This is a genomic window from Myxococcales bacterium, assembly GCA_016703425.1.
In the GTDB taxonomy this organism is placed as follows: Bacteria; Myxococcota_A; Polyangia; order Polyangiales; family Polyangiaceae; genus JADJCA01.
Genome location: JADJCA010000013.1, coordinates 400,360 through 419,736, shown reverse-complemented (window position 1 = coordinate 419,736; position 19,377 = coordinate 400,360). Strand labels below are relative to the sequence as shown.

Below are 19,377 nucleotides of genomic sequence, written 5' to 3'. Positions count from 1 at the left end.
GGATGTTCAGGGAGGGAAGCCACTGGAAGCACGATGCACCGCGGTGCGCGCTCGCTGGGGTCGAGTTCGCGATCGAAGATCAAGACTTCCTCGCCGATGGCGTTGCCCGGTGAAGGTCCGGTCGGCGGAAGCCCATGCCCGTGCGGGGCGCCCTGCCGAAGTCCCAAACCTTCGAGCTTCCGGTACCGTTGGGCGTGCGCGCGTGAGCGTGGCGATGCAAGCGGGCGACTGCGGTAGAGACGCTGGAAGCACCGTCGGGCACCATGCCGCCGATCGAATAGATGTGCGACCGGGGCTGGCCTGACGTGAAGATGCTGGAGTCGCAATGCTGCTGCCGGCGATGTAAACGCCTTCTTCGCGACCGCCAACCGTTTGAAAAGCAAACCGGTCAATGCCGAAGTAGACGCCGTTCGGGGCGAAGCTGTCTTTGCAGAACGAAATCCGCGGGTCGTCTCGGCGACGGCTTGGAAGATCGCGAAGGTTCAAGCTGACGTGGGGCGCGCGAGTTTCAGCAGGTCTCCGCGCACGAGCGGCTGATTGCCGACAAACGACACGGCGGGCAAGTTGCGAATGCCCGTCGGTGAGAAGACGGGGCTTGCGCTGCGCCGGGGTCGAAACGAACGGCTGCTGCCGCTCATGTCGTCCCAACGGCAAACGGCGCCACCGTCTACGGTCGCCACGCCGCGATCGGGCGGAGCCAGAGTGCGAGTCCTGTCGCGTCGGAAAGCCTGCGTCATGCCGGGGCGGGCGGGGCCCGCGAAGACCGGGCAGCCGGCACGTCAAGGAGCGGACCGGAATCGACGCCCCATCGAGCGAAGCCGAGTCGGCACCGCTGGGTTGGTAGCGTTTGCGTCGGCGCCGACGACGCTGGCATCCCTGGCGCCCGCCTGCCGGAACGGCGCTGTCGACGAGCGAGGCTTCCCGGCTCGCGCCGCCGCCGTCAAGCTGAGGTGCCGAGACGTCGCCAAGCGACGCGTCGAGGGCGCTGGATGGCGCGGGCCCCTGGCCTTGCCGTTGCAGGTGCTGACGCCGACGGCGGCGATCAGCGTCGGAGATCGCCACCAGTGTCGAACGGGCGCTCCATTCTCATCCCGCTGGTCGTAGCGCACCGGACGCGGTGTGATAATAGCGCGACGCCGGGAGAGCGTACAGCGCTCGCCGCCGCGATGATCGTACGTCGAGCGGTGGTGGCCGATGGCGAGCAGCCCCGGCCCTGCCGCCGATCACTCTCGTGCGAGCCCCCAGCTCGAGCGACGCGCGCTCCTGCGGCCCCAGCGTTTCCAGGCCGAGCAGAAGCTCGTCGCGAGCGCTTTCGTCGGCGCCCTGGTCGGTAGCGTCGTGCTGCCGCCAGAAGACGTAGTTGAGGAAGATCGCCGCAGTAATTCGCTGCCATCTCGCAAACGACGTCGAACCTGTTGCGGGCGAGAGCGCGCCTGCGAGGGTCACGAGTTGTGCCGTGGCGTCTTTGGCTTCGGCGCTGGAGTTCTCAGCCAACTGGCCTCGGTAGCCGTCGCCGGCGAAATCGCCACGACCTCGACGGCGCGGGGATGTGGTCGTTGCATCCGGCCAACCTCCGCCGGCACCCATAACTCTTCAGGTCCTGGAGCCCTAATGACGCGACGCGAGAACTCAGAGGCGTACGCGCGTCGTCGACGGGAAAGCGGGTCACAAAGCCGGCCAAGGTTCCGCTCTTGAAGTTCCAGTCGTTCGCGATCTGCCGTGCGTAGGCCTCCGTCGTGACGGGTAGGGGTGAATAAGAACGGCAGGCGAGGGTGGGAAACTCGCGTCGCGACTCGTAGATGAGGAAGAGTTCTTCGAGACCGACAGGGCGGCGAGGATCGCGAGAAGGCCGGTGGTTATGTCGATGACGTCGTCTGCATGCTCTATGCCTCGGGAAATCGCGCCGGACCCGGTTGCAATGATCACGTACTCACCGTTCGAGGTGCTGATGCGAATTGAAGCTGACTCGGGCAATGACGACACCTTACACGATGCGGTTCTTAGCCTCCAGGTGCACGCGCGCGCTCACCCATCGTAGAAGCAGAAGCTCCCGCCCTCGCCCGGTGTGGACGGTCGATGGGCGCATTGGAGCGCACCCGATCGACACCTCGCAAAAGCTGGGCCAGGGTGAGGTGCGCGTTGGCGCGATCGTGGCCTCGGCGCCATGGCGTTCGCTGGCTGGTACGGACACCCGCGACGACGCGAGGCAGGCGTCCTCGCCATCCACCGCGCGCTCGAGGCGTGGTATCACGCTCATCGACACCGCGGAAGTCTACGGCAACGGAAAGAGCGAGGTCTCGTCGGCCGCGCCAAACGTCCGCGATCGACGCGACCGGGCTGTGGTCGCCACGAAGGCCAGCAAGGGAAGCCTTCCCGCATTTGCAAGGCCGTCGGACTCGGCAGCTTGAAACACCCTCGGTCTCGACCACATCGACCTCTACCACCCGCACCGCGTGGATCCCGACGTGCTCATCGAGGAGTCGGTCGGCGCCATGGCGGAGATGCCGGTGGCGTGGAAGGTCCGTGCCATCGGCTCCTCTCGGAGGCGGGACCCATGACCATCCGCCGCGCGCACGCGACCTACCTGATCGCCGCGCTCCAGACCGAATACTCGCTCTCGCAGCGCCGATCCGGAGCTCGATCTCCTTCCTGTCACGCGCTCCCTCGGCATCACCTTCGTCGCGTATTCACCGCTCCACCGCGGCCTTCTCACCGGCAAGATCCGGCACGCCCGCGGATCTGCAGCCCGACGATTGGCGCGCGCAGTCAGGTTCCGCGGTTCCAGGGCGCGAACCTCGCGGCGAACGTTTCGCACGCCTGCAGCCCCTCGGAAGAGATGGCCGCGGAAGAAAGCTGGCGTCGCGGTCTCGTCCGTCGCGCTCGGCTTGATCCCGTGCGCAAGGCTGACGATCTCGTTCCGCTCGTAGGAATGGGACGCCTGGAGAACGTCGAGCGTAACCTCGAGGTGCTCCGCGTCACGCTCAACGAAGCCGATACGGCTGCGCCGCCGACGCCGCGTTCCTGATCGGCTGCGCCGCTGGCCTCCGCTATCCCGAGTCAATGACCAGCTCGCTCGGTCGCGAGGCGCCGCCCGTGGGGTGACGAGGGGGGCTTCGAGGGCGGGGAAGAGGTTCTTGACCTCGATTGGGTGGCCTCACGGCAGTACGCGGTAGCCGCGTCCGCCCATTTGCCAGACCGTCGTGAAGTCCCAGCCTGCGTAGTTCGCTTGGGTCTTCATCGCTGCGTCGCTGCCCGCGGCGCCGAGGGGGACTCGTACTTGCCCGTCGTGCCGATGTCGAAGAATGAGGAGGTGACGCCGCAGGAGCTCCACCTCAGATTGCGCGCACGTCAGGGCGCGCGGCTTTTGACTGATACGTAACGCGCGTGCGAAATGTAAAACACAACGTTGTGCAGATCCACCAGCACCTCCAAAATCTCGAAGCCCTGCGTCTTGCCGGAGAAGGCCCTCTTCGCGCGAGGGACCCGGACGCGGCTGATATTCCGCGCGCCTACCTTGCGCGGTTGGTCGACAAGGGGTGCTTCGAGCAGGCGGGCCGGGGCTACCGGCTCGCAAGCGCAGCAACCACCGAGACCCACAGTTCGCCGAGGTCGCAGCGCGCGGGTGCCTCACGGAACCATCTGTCTGCTCTCAGCGCTTCAGGTTCACGGCTCACGACCGAAGCGCCTACCGCCGTGTGGCTCATGATCGACACGCGCGCCCGGAAGCCTCTTCGCTCGACACTCCCGCCGCAGAGCTTCGTATAAGCCAAGGGGCCCGCCTCGTGAGCACGGGCAGGAGATGATCATCGAGGGCGTGCGCGTTCGGCATCACGACGCCCGCGAAGACCGTGGCCGATTGCTTCCGGTACCGTCGCCAGCCGTAGGTCTCGATGCGGCCGTTGCGGCACTGCGCGACTACGTCGCTCGCCGCGCCAGCGCGGGGGCTGCGGAAAGGGACTACTCCCTCGACGCGCTGCTCGAGGGCAAAGGAAAGCTGGATCGCGTGGCAAAGTGATTACGTGCCCCGTGGAGGCGCTCGCATGACCAAACCCGCCAATGTCAGCGCATCGGTGCGGGCTCGCCTGCCAAGCTCTCGAAGGAGCGAAAAGGAGACCACCAGCTCTTCCTCGTTACGCCAACGAGCGCCTGCTAGCACCGACTCTCGCTCAGCTGCACGCAGAGCAAAGTGCCCTTTGCCTGAAAGGCGCCGCGCTCTTCACGGCCTTGGACGGGCCGCGCCCACCCGTGCCACGCGCGCGAGACCTAGTCTGCTCGGCTTCCGGAGATCCTGCCGAGAGCCGCAGCAGAGGCAGGTCTTCGCCGACGGATCCGCATGCCGGTAGACGATGCAAAATGCCGAGCGTTCTTCGACTCCGCGTCCCTCCAGGCCCCATCCGTCAAGACCAGGAGTACGGCGGCGTGCGTCGAACTCGAGGGGCGCGCATTGGGAACGCGAAGCTCCGCCTCCAAAGTCGACGTTGGCTTTGGCGACGCCGTTACGCCGGAACGCCGAGCTCGTCGCGTTTCCTCCTTGCTCGACTTCCCTGCGCCGCGTTCGCGCGTACCCGAAGGAGACCGTGATCGCAGAGAAAGTCGAAGGGATGGTGCAGCTCGGCATGGCGAACAGCCGCACGGGAAGGACTTCTTCGACGTCATGGTGTTGGCGGGGAATGTACCCGTTCGATGGCGCCTTTGCTGGTGCGCGCCTTCCGAGCCACGTTCGAGCGCCGAGGTACCCCGGCTCCCCGAGAGCCGGCCCGTTGCTTGACGCCCGCGTTTGTGGTCGACCCGACAAAGCAGACGCAGTGGACGGCGTTCCTTCCGTAAGTCCGGCGCAACCACGACCACCGTGCGCTCGGCGAAGTCGTGGACGCGGTGGCGTCCTTCGCCTGGCCCCGCTCGAGGCGGCCGCTCTCGGACGCAGCCTCGAGCAGCGGTGGCTGGCGGGGGAACCTGGATGTCGGGCTAGCCTCATGTTGCAGACCCGATTCGACTTCCCGGAGGTCCTCGTAGCCGGCCGACGCTCTGCGAGCGCGGAGGGGCAGTTCTACCCGCTCGGATCCTCGGCCTGCACAAACGACGAAGGCCCCCCGAAGCGAGGCCCCACGCGAATCTGGACTCGTGCTCCAGTGATGGTTGCGCGGGCAGGATTTGCCCCTTTTCTGCACGAGTCCTCGTAGCCGGCCGAGGCTCTGCGAGGCCGGGCGAAGAGGACGAGTGCAGAAATGACAGAAGCCTGCCCAAATGGCGATGGTTCGACCTCGTTCTGCGGGGGTGTCGGGCCATTCGCAATGGTTGCGCGGGCAGGTTTGAACCTACGACCTTCAGGTTATGAGCCTGACGAGCTACCAGGCTGCTCCACCGCGCGGACGCAACGTACGGGTTTTACGACCGACGTCAAAGGGTTCGCGCATCGTGAAGTCGATTCGATGGCTGAGCGTCGCGACGTCGCATCGCGCTTGACTAGGTCGAGCGCCGCGCGGGGGGAGGTCCGTCCCTAAACTTCCGTACAAAACGCCGGTGAGTCCGCTCCGCCTCTCGATGCTCCTCGCGGTCTTCACGCTCGTCGCCTGCTCCGGTGGCGGCGGGGGAGGGGGCTTTCTGTCCGATGGCGGCTTCGGCGGCCCCTCTGCCGTTGGCGAGGCCGGCGCGACGGAAACCGGACCGGGTCGACCTCCCGGCCCCGCGGCCGTGAGCGATCCCGGCGGCCCGGCCATCGTCAGCTTCGGCGCGAGCGCGACCTCCATGACCGAGGGCGACGCGATCGTGATCAGCGCGGTCTTCGAGACGCGCACCGGCAAGGGCGCCATCGCCGGCGGTGTCCTCCTCGAGGAGAGCAGCGGCGCCACCGTCGCCTCCTTTAAGACCGCGAGCGCCTCGAGCCTCGAGGCGAGCGTCTCGTGGAAAGCGCTCCACGCCGCCAAGAAGATTCAGTTCGCCGCGCAAGCGACGGAGAGCCGCGCCTTGCGCGCGCAGTTCTTTGATGGCGCTGGCCGAAAGACGATCCAATCCTTCACCGTCACGCTCACGTGCTCGGACCTCGCCGCGTGCGACGGCAAGTGCACCGACACCGACAAGAGCCGCGAGCACTGCGGCACGTGTGGCAACGCGTGTCCGATGAACCAGGCTGGCCTTCAGGCTCGGACCTTCTGCCTCGAAGGCACCTGCGCGAAGCCGCTCGCGGCCTGCGCGCCCGCGTCGCCGACCGCCACGTGCAACGAGATCTGCGCCGCCAAAGGCAAGACGTGCAGCACGACCTGCGTCGACGGCACCGTGGGCGGCTACTCGGGCTCCAACGTCCGCTGCGACGGCTCATGGGCAACGCCGAACTGCACCAACACCATTGGCGGCGGCGCCCTCGGCTTCGGCTTTGCGAGCTGCTGCTGCCTCTGAGCCGAGCTGAGCGCGGGCGTTCGCTCCCGCGAAGCTATCGTTTCGCGCCGAGCCGCTTCCTAAGCGCCGCGAGCGGCTCCTTCTCGCTTCCCTTCCACTCGTTCGTGAGCGGCGGGCGCGAGAGCATGAGCTCGAGCGACGACGCGTCGCCGACGGCACCGAGCACCTTGTAGCAACGAAAGACGTCGATCGGCTGGAGCTTGCCCTCGAGCTGCTCGTGCGCGAGCGAACGAGCGGCCTTCGCGAGCTTGGCATCGGGCGCGAAGTCGCCGTCGTCGAGGTGTGTCCCAACGACATCGAGCGCGCTTCCGACCAACGACGCGTTCTTGCCTTTGCGGGCCCACTCGGCGAGCTCGACGCCAGCGCGCGCGACCTCCGGCGAAGGCTCGAGCTCCTCGAGGAGGGACACCACGAAGTCGGCGTCGACCTTCCTTGCCTTGGCTTGACGCACGAGGCTCGCAAGGCCGGACTCGAGATAGAGCGCGATGACGTCGACCCACGTGCCAAGCCGAACGAGCGCTCTGCCCGCCGCGTGGCCAGTGGTGCTCGTCCGCGAGGGCTCTTAGGGCGGCGGCCGCCGCCTTGTCGCCGAGTTGAGCGAAGGGGAGGAGGTGCTCGACCTCGACGGCGTGCTTCTTCTTGGCCTTGGCGCGCAGCCGAACGAGACGTCCTTCGACCTCCGAGCTGAGCTTGGCCATAGCCTTGCCCTTCTTCGGTGGCGTCTTGCGCGCACGCCACGCGGCGAACGCTGCGTCGAGCGCGCGCACGGTCTTCGGGAGCGGACCGGCCTTGCTCGCGTAGAGAACGGCGGCGAAGGCGTTGCCTTCGTCCGAGAGCAAATCGCTCGCGAGCGAGCCGCCGTAGACCTCGAGGAGCGACAGGCCGCTCATCTTGCCGGCCTTCGCGCCGCGCGCGTCCTTCGGTGCGATGTCATCGCTCAGGAGATCGCGTTTGGCGGCCCAGCCCAAGAAGAAGCCTGCGCTCGTGTCGCCGTCCTCGTGCCATTTGAGCTTGTCGTAGACGCGGGGACGGGCGGCCATGGGGAGGCTCCTTCGAGGTGCGGAGCCGACGCTCTCGCGACAGGGCTGAGGGTAAGCGCGTGGTGCCGTTCGCCGAGTTGATTTGCGCGGCCAACCTTCACCAAGTCCGGAGCCCGCGGGGAGCGGCCCCTCGCAGGAGGTCTTTTTGGGGGGAGGTCTTTGCCTGCACTCGAAAGACCACGGGCCCTGCATCGGCTACCCTCCCTTCTCGCTGTCTCGCCAAAGGCCATCCGCACCATGAAGCGCTCCTCATCCGTATCTCCCGTTCTCCTCATTGGCCTCGCGGCCTACGCCATTGGCGCAGGACTCTGGGCCTGCTCGTCCGAAGAGAGCGCTGGCTCCAAAGATTCCCCCACGACGGCGGACCAGGAAGCAGGCGCATCGCTCGAGAGCGAAGGCGGCACCGTGACGCCCGGGACCGAGGCTGACGCCACCGGCCTTCCGCCCGTCACGCCCGACGACGCGGCGGTGATCTTGCCGACGGCGCCGCTCCGCTCTCGCCGAAAGAGGTCTGCGAGGCCTACGTCAAGGCTGCGTGCCTCCGCCGCGAGCAGTGCGGTCAACGGCCCATCAACTGCGAGGCCGTGGCGAGCTTGTGCCCCGACTACCTCTTCTCGGCGGGAAGCTCGCTGACGCCGGCGACAGTTGCGCAATGCACACAAGTGCGAGCGCAGCAGTCGTGCGCGGAAGTGCTCCAGGGCATCGAGCCGCCGTGCGTAACCGCCGGCGCGCGCGCCGCCACCGAGTCGTGTCAGTTCGCGAGCCAGTGCGCGTCGCTCCGCTGTGGGAACGGCGTGGCTGGGCAATGCGCGCGCTGCGCGGCCATCGTCGGCCCCGACGCCGGCTGCCCCGGAATCCGTGAAACCTGCGGACAGAACCAGACGTGCCCGTCGCCCAAGCGGTTGGCTGCGTGCCCATCGACGTTCCAGCGACGCTCGCCGTGGGCGCCGCGTGTCCGACGCCCGACGCTGGCGTTGGCGCCCCCGCGTGCCCTCGGGACACGCCCTGCGCCGCAACTGGCGCCCTCGCTTCGCAGGGACAATGCACCGCGCTGCCGTCCTCGGGGCCGTGCCTCTTCGCCGTTGGCGCGGCGACCGCCTCCTTGTGTGCGAGCGATCGCACCTGCTTGCGGAGCGACCCAGGCATCGCCGGCGGCGAGTGCGTGGGCCCCGGAACGAAAGACGCGCTGTGCGGCCTCTCGAACAACAGCCGCCCCTGCGCCGATGGCTTCTTCTGCACCAACACGGTGCAGGGCACCTGCCAACCCGTGCACGCCCTCGGAGAGACCTGCCAGCGCTCCGCGCAGTGTGCGGCGGCGTTCTACTGCGCGCGGCCGACCGGCCCCCTCGGAACCTGTGTCGCTCGCCAGGCAACGGGCGACAACTGCGGCATGCACGCCACCGATGCCGGCCTCGTGAACCGCGAGTGTGAGGTGGGGGCCACTTGCGACATCATCATCCCCGCCGACGGCGGGCCGTCGGTCCAAGCGTGTGTGAAGCGCGGCGAGCTCGGCGATCCGTGCACGCCGCCGTATCGCATGTGCACCGGCAATCGCCTGACGTGCAGCGCCGGCGTGTGTTCACTCCCGAGCTGCCAGACGGACGCGGGCGACGGCGGCTGAGACGGCACGGCCGCACGCGGTCGGATTTCGCTACAGGCAGCGAACGCTTCACGCTAATCGGGGAAGGAGAGGGCACCCCGATGAAGCCGAAGAACACCGTCTGCCTCTGGTTCGACAAGGACGCGCTCGACGCAGCGCGCTTCTACGCCGCGACCTTCCCGAACAGCGACGTGACCGCGGTCCACAAGGCACCGGGCGATTACCCGAGCGGCACGGAGGGCGATGTCATCACCGTCGAGTTCACGGTCCCGGGATCCCCTGCCCTCGGACTCAACGGCGGGCCCCGCGTCAAACACAGCGACGCGTTCTCCTTCCAAGTCTCCACCGACAGCCAGGAAGAAACGGATCGCTATTGGAACGCGATCGTCGAGAACGGTGGCCAGGAAAGCGCCTGTGGCTGGTGCAAGGATCGCTGGGGCCTATCGTGGCAAATCACCCCGCGCACCCTCATGGAGGCCCTTGCGGCCGGCGGCGCCGAGGCGAAGCGCGCCTTCACGGCCATGATGTCGATGAAGAAGCTCGACGTGGCCGCCATCGACGCCGCCCGCCGCGGATAGCGCAGGCCGCGCCTTCATCTTCGAGAGCCTTCACCCCACGGATACGCCGAGGAGGCGCCCGATGGCGGCCGTGACGGCCATGGCCGCGGCGCCTCCAAGGGTGACCCGGAGCGACGCGCGGAGCCTCGGCGCTCCTCCCAGGTGGCCGCCCAGGGCGCCGAGCAGCGCGAGACTGATGAGCGAAGCGAGCGCGATGAGCGGGATTCGAAGCGGGATCGGTGCCGCGAGCAACGCCGCGATCGGAACGAGGGCGAAGGTCGCGAAGCATGCGGCAGAGATCCACGCCGCTTGCATGGGACGCGACAGAGCGCTCTGGTCAATGCCAAGCTCGTCCTTCATGTGAGCGCCGAGCGTGTCGTGGGCGCTCAATTGCTCGGCGACTTTCATCGCGAGCGCCTTGTCGAGACCGCGCTTCACATAGAGCATCGCAAGCTCGTTCAGCTCGGCTCTCGGCTGCTGGGCTAGCTCCCGGCTCTCTCGCTCGACGTCCGCCTGTTCGGCGTCGCGCTGCGAGCTGACGGAGACATACTCACCCACAGCCATGGACATGGCTCCGGCCACGAGGCCGGCGACACCCGCCACGAGGACCGCCTCCTTCGTGGCCGAAGCTGCGGCGACGCCGATCATGAGGCTCGCCGTGGAGACGATCGCGTCGTCCGCGCCTAGCACCGCAGCGCGAATCCACCCGGCGCGCCCGCTTCGATGCCTCTCGGGCGCCGCCGCCCATGGTCTCGCGGCCGCCCTGCCCATGCTCAGTGCGTCGTCGTGGGCGCGCCCTCGGCGTGCCGGTCGGAGGAGAACGACGATGTCTTGCCACGTTTTGTCGCGCACGGCCTTGCGCGGAAGCACGCGACCCATGGGCGTCGAGGAGGTCTTGAGGGCCTTTCGTACGCCACGCTCGGGCGCTTCGAGGTCCACGTACTCGTCGCCCTCGTCGAGCTGCGCTGCCGTCTCCGCCGTGCTGACCCGAGCGACCTCGTCGTCCGAGAGGAGCTTCAAGATCCGGTCGCGTGTGATGTACTCGCTTCGGTTGCTGGGGTTCATGCTGGGTCGCTTGGTGCACGGCGCGTGCCGTCGCCGACGCGGCCTCGACGTGCGCGTGTCATCTCGAATCCCCCTCGCCAAACGAGCGCCGCGATTCGCATCGTGCAAGGTTTCTCGCGCGCGGCTTTGCACAACGAGAACGCGGGCCCCGGAACAGGTCCGTTGCGCCCGCCCGCGACGCGGGCCGAACCTCCTAGGCCGCACGGAGGCCGCTTACCGCGCCCTCATGCGTCTCGTCGAGGGAGGCGTCGCCGTACCGCGAGCTCCGGCACACATCCTGCTCTGGCACCCGTCGAAGACCCTGCGACCGTAAGGCAGCGCGAGGCGAACTCGTCGGGTGCGTCGTCGCCCATTCCACTCGGGTCTCCGGAGAGTCCTCGTGAGCGCAGTCACGTTACCTGGGCCGGCTACCTCGACGGTCGCGCCGGACGTCGCGTTGGACACAGTGCCCATCACGGCATCGACGCGACGGCGGGCCGTCCGCGCGCTCGTACTGGCTTTGCTCGCTGCCGTCGCAGCCGTGGGAGCGGTCCAAGTGATCCGTGTCGTTCGGCGGCCACCAGAGGTGATGAGCTTCGCGGTAAAGCGGGCAGACGTCACGCGGATGCTCGCCGTCACGGGGCGCGTCGAGGCGGTGCAAACGGTGGTCGTCAGCCCGCAGTTCTCCGGCCGGATCACCGAGATCGTCCGACACGAAGGCGACCGCGTGAAGAAGGGGGAGCTCCTCGCGCGCCTCGCGGATACGTCGGCGAGATCGAACGTCCTTCAGCAGGAGGCCGCGCTGACCTCGAGGCAGCACGACTTGGCGCAAGCCCAGCGTGATCTAGCGCGCACGACCTCGCTCGTGGCGAGCGGCTCCGTCGCACCCGCCGAGCTGGAGACCGCGCGCCTCTTTGCCTCGCGTGCCGCCGACGACGTCCGCCGCCTGTCGGCGGCGCTTCGGGAGGGCCGGTCGCAGCTCGTGTTGCTCGCTCCCTTCGATGGAACGATCATCCGCCGCGACGGCGAGCTCGGTCAGGTGGTGGGGGCCCAGAGTGCGGTCTTCGAGATCGCCACCCTGGATTCGGCCCGGGTCTCGGCCGAGGTCGATGAGCGCTACGTCCGGTTGCTGCGGCCCGGGATGCGAGCCGAGATCCTTCCAGTCGGGACCGAGGACGCCAAACTAGCGGCCACCGTCTCGTACGTCGCGCAGGCCGTCGATCCACAAACGGGCGCGGCGACGGTTCGCTTCGCCTACGAAAGCGCACCGAAGAACGTTCTGATGGGAATGTCGGTCGACGTAAACGTGAGCGTCGAGACGATCCCGTCAGCGATCACCGTGCCTCGCGAGGCCGTGGGCGGCGGTGGCGGTGGAGACCCCTCGTTCGTGCTCGTCGTCACCGATGGCGTCGTCGCGAGGCGTGGCATCACCGTCGACGATTGGCCCGCTCCGTTCGTCGTCGTGCGTTCCGGTCTCAAGGAGGGCGAGCTCACGCTCGTGGACCCAAAGGGCGCCAAGCTCGGGGCTCGCGTGCGGACCAAAGGCGCGTCCAATGGTCTTTGAGGTCAAGCTCGCCGTCCGCTACCTCGTCTCGGCACGACTCCAGAGCGGACTGCTCATGTTCGGCGTGTCGGTGGGCGTCGTCGTGTTCACCTTCATCGCCGCGCTCATGAACGGGCTGAGCGTGCGGCTGACCGACGACATCACGGGCAACGTCGCCCACGTGACTCTCGAGCCGGAGCTGCGCGTTCCGCGCGCGTTCATGGCGTCACCGAAGGGCCGCCCGCTGTTCGCGATTCAGCCCGGACACGACGTCAAGCCGGCCATCCGCACGTATCGCTCCGTGCTCGAAGTGGCGTCACGGACGCCCGGCGTGCGCGCCGCCGTGCCCGAAGTGTTTGGCAACGGAACCTTGGCACGCGGCGAGAAAAACGTCGCCGTGGCGGTCACGGGCCTCGAAGCGAAGAACGCCGACGCGATCGCGCCCATCGGGCCGTCGATCATCCGCGGACGGCTCGATCTTGGCGTCGGGAACGTGGTGGTCGGGTCCCGGCTTGCTGCGGACCTCGGCGTTGACGTGGGCGATCGCGTCAGCCTGCGCGCCGCACGTACGGCGAGCTCCCGGACCGGCGCCGTTGCCGCGGAGGCCGCCATGATTGTCCGTGGTGTCTTCACGCTTGGCGTTCAAGCCGTCGACGAACGCGTCGTGTACATGGGACTCACGTCCGCGAAGAAGCTCTTCGACGTCGCCGATGGGGTCTCCATCATCGAGCTCAAGGTCGACGACGTGTGGCAGGCACCGCTGCTCGCGGAACGCCTCGGGCGCGCGACGAAGCTCAAGGCGTCGAATTGGCTCGATCGCAACACGCGTCTTCAAGAAGGGCTCCGTGCTCAAGCCAGCACCTCGAACATGATCAAGGCGTTCAGCCTGCTGACCATCGCCATCGGCGTCGCCAGCGCCCTCTTCCTCTCCGTCTCGCGGCGGCGTGCCGACATCGGCATCTTGAGGAGTTTCGGCATTGGTCGCGGCGCCATCCTTCGTACCTTCGTCTTGCAGGGCCTCTTCATCGGAACCATCGGCGCGCTCGTCGGCGTGGCCCTGGGCTTCGGCTTTGCAGAAGCGCTTCTTCGCGGCTCCATGAAGGCAAACGGGGCGCCGTCGATTCCCATCGATCCCGCGCAGGGCGAGTACGTTCGAGCGATCCTGTTGGCCATGGCCGCCAGCGCCTTCGCGGCGGTGGTCCCGGCGTGGTCGGCGTCCCGGATCGATCCCCTCGAGGCGATTCAATCATGACGCACCGGAGCACGACGGAGGAGGGCAGCAGCGTCCTCGAAGCGACCGACATCGTGAAGACCTTTGGTGAAGGGGAGGGCGCCACGCTTGTCCTTCGAGGCGTCTCCGCGAAGGTCGAGCGCGGCGAGTTCGTGGCCCTCGTGGGACCGAGCGGCAGCGGCAAGAGCACGTTCCTCTCCATCGCGGGAACGCTGCTGACGCCGAGCGGCGGTTCCCTTCGCATCGCCGGCGTTAGTGCGCTTGGGCTTGGTGAAGCGGCGCTGTCGGAGGTTCGGAATCGGCACCTCGGGTTCGTCTTTCAGTTCCACCATCTCCTCGTAGACTTCACGGCTCTCGAAAACGTGCTCATGCCGGTCTACGGCGCGCACACGTGGCACAAGGCGGAGTTCGGCGCACGCGCACGGGAGCTGCTCGATCGGGTTGGCCTCACGCACCGCATGTCGTTGCGGGCCTCCAAGCTGTCCGGTGGTCAGAAGCAGCGCGTGGCCGTGGCCCGAGCGCTGATCATGAAGCCGGCCCTCATCTTGGCCGACGAGCCCACGGGGAACTTGGACCGCAAGAGCTCCGACGAGGTCTTGGCTCTCCTCCGCGAGCTTTCCAAGGACGAGGGAACGGCGTTTCTCATCAGCACCCACGACGAGTCGATCGCGCGGCGCTGTGATCGCGTCCTCTCGATGGAGGACGGCAGGCTCGTTGGTTCTTAGCAGACGTCCTCGATGGGGCCCGCTGCCGGCGAGCCTACGCCGTCAAGGAGACAGGCGGGCGCGTACGCCTCCGCGCTCGAACCACCGAGACGATGACGCCGGCGGCCGTGGCGAGGACGAGCGCTTCGGAGAGCCAGGAGATGATGCGGCGAGACGGGGCCATGCCAAAGACGGCACGCGCCAAGCGAACCGTGAACCAGTCGTTGGATGCAGCGTGCATCGGGCCGTGCGCCCAACACCAGCGGGTGAGGCTCGTGAGAAAGCACTCGCCCATGAGGAGCATCGACGCTTGCGAGAGCACAATGAACGCAGCAGCGTAGAGCGCGTACCAAAGTCGGGCCCGAGGCCATCGCCGGACGAAAAGGAGCGGAAGACCGAGCAACCACGAAGCCATCGCGAGTGCATGGACGAGGTCGACAGCGACGCCAAGGGCAGACCACATACGAGACCGCCTGCAAGAACGTGTCCGCCGCTCTCTGAGTCTCGCCCAAGTTGCGCCTGGCGATTCGGTCACCCTGAGGCATGCTCAAGCCGTGCCTCGTCGTTGGCTCATGGCCGCTGCGCTCCTCGTCTCCGCGCTCCCGCCGCTTGGGGTCGGGAGTCGGGCTATCGCGCGCCGGTGCCTCTTCCCAACGCGAGACGTTGAAGCAACGGCGGTGGCGCCGGACTTCGTTGAACATCACCTCACGGCACGTGATGGCGTGCCGGTTCGCGTCCTGGAGCTCAACGCCGAGCGTGGTGCCACGTTGGTTGTGCACTTTCACAACAACCGCGAAGTGGCCCAGCAGACGGCCGGCATCGCCCGCGAGCTCGCCGCGCGGGGCCTCGGCGTGGTCCTTTTGGAGTACCGCGGGTACGGGGAGGACAAGGGCGCCGCTCCGACGGAGCAAGGTCTCTACGCCGACGCCGAAGCGGCCCTCGACATGCTGGCCGCACGCGGAATCGAACCGTCGAGCATCGTGCTTTGGGGCACCTCTCTCGGGACTGGCGTTGCAGCAGAGATGGCGAGGCGCGGGCGCGGCGGCCGTCTGGTGCTCGTGACGCCCTACACGTCCATCCCTGATCTCGTGACGGACGTCGTCCCGTTCCTGCCTGCCGGTCTTTTGGTCGCGGACCATTTCGACACGCTCTCCAAGGCGCGTTCGATCGCGGTTCCAACCCTCGTCATCCATGGCGATGCGGACGAAATCGTGCCCTTCCACATGGGCGAGCGTCTGGTCGCTGCCATACCCGGGGCGCGCCTCTTGCGCATCGCCGGTGGTCGGCACGGTGATCTGCTGCAGCGCGCCCACGCGAGCCTGCTCGAGGCTATCGCCTCGGGCCGTGGCGGCGCTTGAATCGGGACTCGCGATCCTTCAGGAGTCGTGCAGATAAACCCGCATGAATTGGCTATCCAAGCCGCGAAGAGAAGCTAGCCTCGCCCCTTGATGCGCTTGCCTGAATGGCGCTTCCGCCTCCAACTCCGGCACAAGATCGCGCTGGTTCTCGGCGCCGTCGTCTTGCTCGTGGGCTCCGTCGCGGGCGCGAAGCGGCTGTCGCCGACCTATGACGAGCTCGTGGCGCTGAACGAGGCCGTCGCGCGGGAGTGGGCCGGCGTCGAGGCCCAGCTGCAGCGCCGCTACGATCTGATCCCCAACCTCGTCGAGGTGGCGAAGGCCTCCGCTGCACACGAGCACGCGGTGTTCGTCGAGGTTGCCGAGGCCCGCGCGGGCTACACCGGCGCGCTCACCCGGGAGGCGCGCATCGAGGCGGCCCAGCGCACGGAGGTCGCGCTCCGTCGTGTTCCCGCCGTGGTGTACGAGTCTTACCCGAGGCTCGCGGCCAGCGGTCGCTTCCGCGACCTGATGCGCTCGCTCGAGCGCGCGGAGGACAACATCCTCGGCCAGCGCCTGAAGTACAACAAGGCCGTCGCCGACTACAACGCGCGGCGGCGGAGCGTCGAAGGGCGCGTCGTGTGCGCCTTCACGCGCTTTGGGCCGGCCGCGTACTACCAAGCGCCGCCGGCTTCGCAGCAGGCCGTCGTGCTCGGGACGATGGCGAGCGGAGCGCTGGAGGCGAAGCCTGCGCCCACCGGCGCGAACGACGGAGAGGCTCTTGTGGTGGCGTCGCCGGCCGACGCAGGGTCCACGCTGACGGTTGCCACGAGCGACGCAGGAGCGACCGCGCCGCTGCCCCTCGCGAAGCGCTTCAAGGTAAGCGGCGTCATGACCGCGGGCGCCACGCGCCAGGCGGTGGTCGTGGGGCCCGACGGTCGCCAGATCGTCGTGAGCAAAGGCTCGGTGCTCCCGGGCACGCACGCACGCGTCGTCGCCATCGATGACCACGGCGTGACGCTCGAGGATCGCGGGCCGAACGGCAACGGCGCGCCCGCAGAAGTGCGCCTGCAGTAGGGCACACACGCGGAGCCGCTGAGGCGCTGGCAACTCGTCGCACTCTCCTCGGAACCGAAGCCGCGGTGCGCGCTGGCGCCGTTGGCGGTGCGACGGAGGCACCAAGATGTGCGGTTCGATCCAAGGGCTCGCCGTGGCGTGTGTCGAACGTGCGGAGGCGGCTCATGAAAAGGTGGCTCAGCTGCGTTCCACTCGGCCTGTGCGCGGTGATCTCATGCGGCGGTGGACGAACGCCAGCTGCCGTCATCGCTCCGCCGCTGCCGGTCCCCAAGGCCTGCACCGACGAGCCCGAGATGCGCGAGCGCCTGGTCATTGATTGGTCATCACTCGATCGCTCGAAGCTCGAAGCCATGGCGCGGGTAGGGGTGGTGGCCGTTCGCGTAGAAGGTTGCCGCATGCGCGTGGTCGACGGGTGCGCCTCCCCGCATGCTTATTCGTACGTCGCCACGTCGCGGCAGCGCGAGGTCACGCTGCTCCGCGGCGACGACGAGTTGGGAATCGAGCTACCGATGCTGATGGGGCGCATCGGAGGAAGCATCAACGCCTCGTCCTCGCTGAACGTAGCGCTCAACGTCGTCGGTCGATATCAGGCCGACGGCCTCGGCGCCGCTGCGGCGCTCAAGGGTGACTGCGGCGCAGCTACGCACGTTGTTGCGAGCTTCTCGGTCGGAGCATTTCAGGTTGCGGCGCGTTCCGCTGCGCGCGTCGCCGCGGGGACCGACGTCGTGTTCGCCAAGGCAAGCGCAGGGAGCGCCGCGGAGCGCGAGCTTCTCGACAGCGGCGGTGTCGAGAGTCGCTGTGCCGAGTCGCGCCGCCAGGATGTCGCTCCGCCCGAGGACTGCGGTCTCCCGTTACGCGTCGAGTTGCGTCGGATTCACCGCGCCGGCGAGGCGCCGAGCGCTGCGCTCGATCGACCGGCCGCGAAGGTCCTGTCGCCGTCGGTGCCGCTTCTCCAGGGAGAGGCAGCAACGCTTCGCACAGCCATGGCGCTTAGTCGCGAGCGCGTTGCCCCTTGCTATCGCCGTGCGCTCGCGCGCGACCGGCACCTCAAGGGCAACCTGACGCTACTGATTTCGGTCGCCCCCGACGGGCTCGTACGAAAGGTCGACGCGAAGTACGACGTCTCCGCGGAGCTCGCCGATTGCGCGCTTTCGAGCATTGGCGAGGTCGCGTTTCCGCGTTCCGCGGAAGGGCGCCCACAGAGCTTCGTCGTTCCGATGTTCTTTAACGGGACGTAGCGCGGCCCCTGCCCAAGTCCGTCACGGCTTGCGCTTGGGCGGGCTCGCCTTTGCCGTGGACGGCTTCGCCGCGGGCGCCTTTGCGGTGGGCTTCGTCTTCCCGGCGCCGTTGTGCGCCACGGCGGCCTTGATGAGCTTCTTGAAGGCGACGGCGTCGAGCTTCTCGCCCTCGCGGATGTCGATGGCGCGGCGGGTGCCACCCTCGAGGCTCGCGTTGAACAGGCGCGAAGGGTCGGGGAGCTTGGCGCCGTGCGCGAAGGTGAGCTTCACCACCTTCGCGTAGGTCTCTCCCGTGCACACGATGCCGTTATGCGACCAGACGGGCACCCCGGCCATTTGGTTCGATGCCTTGCGCCACTTGCGCTCTTCGATCATCGCCGGCTCGGCCTCGACGATGAGCGCTCGCATGCGCGCGATAGTTTCGGCGCGCCAGGCGCCCGGCTCCGCGACCTGCACCACGCGTGCACCGGTCCGCGGCGTCTCACGCGCGCTCGGGGCTGCCTTGGTCGTCGACGAGGGCTTCGGAGCCGTCGCCAGCTTGCGGGTCTTCTTTGCACCGGGCGCCATCGCAGCTCCTCCAACACGCGAGCGCTCATGCTCGGCCGGGAGGAACCTACTCAGCTCGCGACCCGAGTCAACGGCAGAGGCTAGAAGATGCCTCTCGAGAGACTGCGAGCTCCCTTCGTCTGGAGCGGCGGATCGTACGGCTTCGGCTTCTCGTTAGGATCGGGAGGCGTGGTCGGGAGCGCGACCAACCTCGGGGCGTCACCGTCGAAGCCCAGCATGCGGAAGTTCGCGCGGCCCACGCGCTGGTACATCTCAACCGAGAGCGCGTCGCCGTCCGCGACCATCTCGTAGTTCGTGCTCGCAAGGGGGCGACGCTCCATCACCTTGCCGTCGCGTCGGCGCACGACGCGAATCGACGCCGCCTCACCGGTGAAGCCGTAGGCTGAAACAATGTACTTGCCCACGACCAAGAATGCGTTGTTCGAGGCGAGCGGCTCGGTGCGCCACAAGACCTTCTTCGCGACCGGGTCCAGCGCCACGAGCGACGAGCACTTGCCTCCCGCCCCGCGCGAGTACGACTGGCACGCTTCGTTGAAGTAGAGCGTGCCCGCGCCGCCCTCTTCCACGTACCGCACGTCTTGCACCTCGAGGTGGCTCGCGCGTGAGAGAAATTCGTTGAGCGAAGTCGACGCAACCTCCTGCTTGTTCGCATCGAAGAGCTTCACGAGCGCCTTGCAGTTCGCGCTCGCGCCGCGCGCGTAACAAGGCTCGAAGCGCTCGCGGTACGTCGCCACCCATCCACCGCCGGGTTTCGGATCCAAGAGCTCGAGCGAGAGATCACCGATCTCGAGCGGTACGTGCTTCGGAACATCGACGCCTATCCAAAGCCGATCGGCGGGTCGCACCATCGTTCTCAGACGCAAGCCCGGTGGCGGCGGCTGCGTCGGCGAGGGCGTCATGACCACAAGGCCCTCAAGGTGCACAACTGTCGGTTTGGCGGCATCGGCCGCCGAGGCCTGCGGGGCGAGGCCCATCAGGGCGACCAAGAAGGGAAAGCGAAGCTGCATGAGCCGTTTGACGAAGGCGCGAGCGCTGCGATGCAGCCAACC

Annotated in this window: 19 protein-coding genes and 1 tRNA gene; 12 read left to right on the top strand and 8 right to left on the bottom strand. The window is 67.8% G+C overall.

Features of this window, described 5'->3' with window-relative positions; translation table 11 throughout:
* Window positions 1-2,063 precede the first annotated feature (2,063 nt).
* Together IPG50_26770 and IPG50_26765 are read left to right on the top strand one after the other, a co-directional pair.
* A complete protein-coding gene (locus IPG50_26770) occupies window positions 2,064-2,408 on the top strand; it encodes an aldo/keto reductase (GenBank protein ID MBK6695784.1) in 345 nt (114 codons plus the stop codon).
* Window positions 2,409-2,429: 21 nt separating this feature from the next.
* A complete protein-coding gene (locus IPG50_26765) occupies window positions 2,430-2,558 on the top strand; it encodes a hypothetical protein (protein MBK6695783.1) in 129 nt (42 codons plus the stop codon).
* Window positions 2,559-3,154: 596 nt separating this feature from the next.
* On the opposite strand, the gene IPG50_26760 is transcribed toward IPG50_26765, so the two are convergent.
* The gene (locus IPG50_26760; GenBank protein ID MBK6695782.1) at window positions 3,155-3,331 is read right to left on the bottom strand and encodes a hypothetical protein; all 177 of its coding nucleotides are present in this window, start codon (window positions 3,329-3,331) and stop codon (window positions 3,155-3,157) included.
* Window positions 3,332-3,799: 468 nt separating this feature from the next.
* Between IPG50_26760 and IPG50_26755 the strand changes: the two genes are divergently transcribed.
* Window positions 3,800-4,015, top strand: a complete 216-nt coding sequence (locus IPG50_26755) for a hypothetical protein (GenBank protein MBK6695781.1) — start codon at window positions 3,800-3,802, stop codon at window positions 4,013-4,015.
* 1,277 nt (window positions 4,016-5,292) lie between these two features.
* On the opposite strand, the gene IPG50_26750 is transcribed toward IPG50_26755, so the two are convergent.
* Window positions 5,293-5,368 (bottom strand) — tRNA-Met (locus IPG50_26750).
* Window positions 5,369-5,520: 152 nt separating this feature from the next.
* On the opposite strand from IPG50_26750, the gene IPG50_26745 reads away from it, so the two are divergent.
* Entirely contained in the window at window positions 5,521-6,393 is an 873-nt protein-coding gene (locus IPG50_26745) for a hypothetical protein (protein ID MBK6695780.1), read from the top strand.
* A gap of 34 nt (window positions 6,394-6,427) precedes the next feature.
* Here IPG50_26745 and IPG50_26740 read toward each other — a convergent pair whose 3' ends face one another.
* Together IPG50_26740 and IPG50_26735 are read right to left on the bottom strand one after the other, a co-directional pair.
* The gene (locus IPG50_26740; GenBank protein MBK6695779.1) at window positions 6,428-6,844 is read right to left on the bottom strand and encodes a hypothetical protein; all 417 of its coding nucleotides are present in this window, start codon (window positions 6,842-6,844) and stop codon (window positions 6,428-6,430) included.
* A gap of 876 nt (window positions 6,845-7,720) precedes the next feature.
* Entirely contained in the window at window positions 7,721-7,996 is a 276-nt protein-coding gene (locus IPG50_26735) for a hypothetical protein (protein MBK6695778.1), read from the bottom strand.
* 320 nt (window positions 7,997-8,316) lie between these two features.
* Between IPG50_26735 and IPG50_26730 the strand changes: the two genes are divergently transcribed.
* On the top strand, window positions 8,317-9,054 hold the full coding sequence (locus tag IPG50_26730) for a hypothetical protein (protein MBK6695777.1): 738 nt from the start codon (window positions 8,317-8,319) through the stop codon (window positions 9,052-9,054).
* Between the two features lie 80 nt (window positions 9,055-9,134).
* A complete protein-coding gene (locus IPG50_26725; protein ID MBK6695776.1) occupies window positions 9,135-9,611 on the top strand; it encodes a VOC family protein in 477 nt (158 codons plus the stop codon).
* Between the two features lie 30 nt (window positions 9,612-9,641).
* Here IPG50_26725 and IPG50_26720 read toward each other — a convergent pair whose 3' ends face one another.
* Window positions 9,642-10,361 carry a VIT family protein gene (locus IPG50_26720; GenBank protein ID MBK6695775.1) on the bottom strand — a complete coding sequence of 240 codons (720 nt, stop codon included), beginning with the start codon at window positions 10,359-10,361 and terminating at the stop codon, window positions 9,642-9,644.
* A gap of 673 nt (window positions 10,362-11,034) precedes the next feature.
* On the opposite strand from IPG50_26720, the gene IPG50_26715 reads away from it, so the two are divergent.
* The 3 genes from IPG50_26715 to IPG50_26705 are packed head-to-tail and all read left to right on the top strand — an operon-like array spanning window position 11,035 to window position 14,133.
* Window positions 11,035-12,198 carry an efflux RND transporter periplasmic adaptor subunit gene (locus IPG50_26715; protein ID MBK6695774.1) on the top strand — a complete coding sequence of 388 codons (1,164 nt, stop codon included), beginning with the start codon at window positions 11,035-11,037 and terminating at the stop codon, window positions 12,196-12,198.
* Entirely contained in the window at window positions 12,188-13,429 is a 1,242-nt protein-coding gene (locus IPG50_26710; protein MBK6695773.1) for an ABC transporter permease, read from the top strand. The genes IPG50_26715 and IPG50_26710 overlap by 11 nt, the downstream gene beginning before the upstream one ends.
* Window positions 13,426-14,133 carry an ABC transporter ATP-binding protein gene (locus IPG50_26705; GenBank protein ID MBK6695772.1) on the top strand — a complete coding sequence of 236 codons (708 nt, stop codon included), beginning with the start codon at window positions 13,426-13,428 and terminating at the stop codon, window positions 14,131-14,133. Before IPG50_26710 ends, IPG50_26705 begins: the two co-directional genes overlap by 4 nt.
* A gap of 34 nt (window positions 14,134-14,167) precedes the next feature.
* On the opposite strand, the gene IPG50_26700 is transcribed toward IPG50_26705, so the two are convergent.
* Window positions 14,168-14,575, bottom strand: coding sequence for a hypothetical protein (locus IPG50_26700; protein MBK6695771.1), 408 nt, complete (start codon window positions 14,573-14,575; stop codon window positions 14,168-14,170).
* Window positions 14,576-14,666: 91 nt separating this feature from the next.
* On the opposite strand from IPG50_26700, the gene IPG50_26695 reads away from it, so the two are divergent.
* From IPG50_26695 to IPG50_26685, 3 genes are all read left to right on the top strand, one after another.
* Window positions 14,667-15,470 (top strand): alpha/beta hydrolase, encoded by an 804-nt coding sequence (locus tag IPG50_26695; GenBank protein MBK6695770.1) that lies wholly within the window; start codon window positions 14,667-14,669, stop codon window positions 15,468-15,470.
* An 87-nt stretch (window positions 15,471-15,557) separates the two neighbouring features.
* Window positions 15,558-16,523 (top strand): LemA family protein, encoded by a 966-nt coding sequence (locus IPG50_26690; GenBank protein ID MBK6695769.1) that lies wholly within the window; start codon window positions 15,558-15,560, stop codon window positions 16,521-16,523.
* 164 nt (window positions 16,524-16,687) lie between these two features.
* Entirely contained in the window at window positions 16,688-17,761 is a 1,074-nt protein-coding gene (locus IPG50_26685) for a hypothetical protein (GenBank protein MBK6695768.1), read from the top strand.
* A 21-nt stretch (window positions 17,762-17,782) separates the two neighbouring features.
* Here IPG50_26685 and IPG50_26680 read toward each other — a convergent pair whose 3' ends face one another.
* Window positions 17,783-18,328 carry a DUF1801 domain-containing protein gene (locus IPG50_26680; GenBank protein MBK6695767.1) on the bottom strand — a complete coding sequence of 182 codons (546 nt, stop codon included), beginning with the start codon at window positions 18,326-18,328 and terminating at the stop codon, window positions 17,783-17,785.
* An 80-nt stretch (window positions 18,329-18,408) separates the two neighbouring features.
* Window positions 18,409-19,335, bottom strand: coding sequence for a hypothetical protein (locus IPG50_26675; protein ID MBK6695766.1), 927 nt, complete (start codon window positions 19,333-19,335; stop codon window positions 18,409-18,411).
* Window positions 19,336-19,377 lie beyond the last annotated feature (42 nt).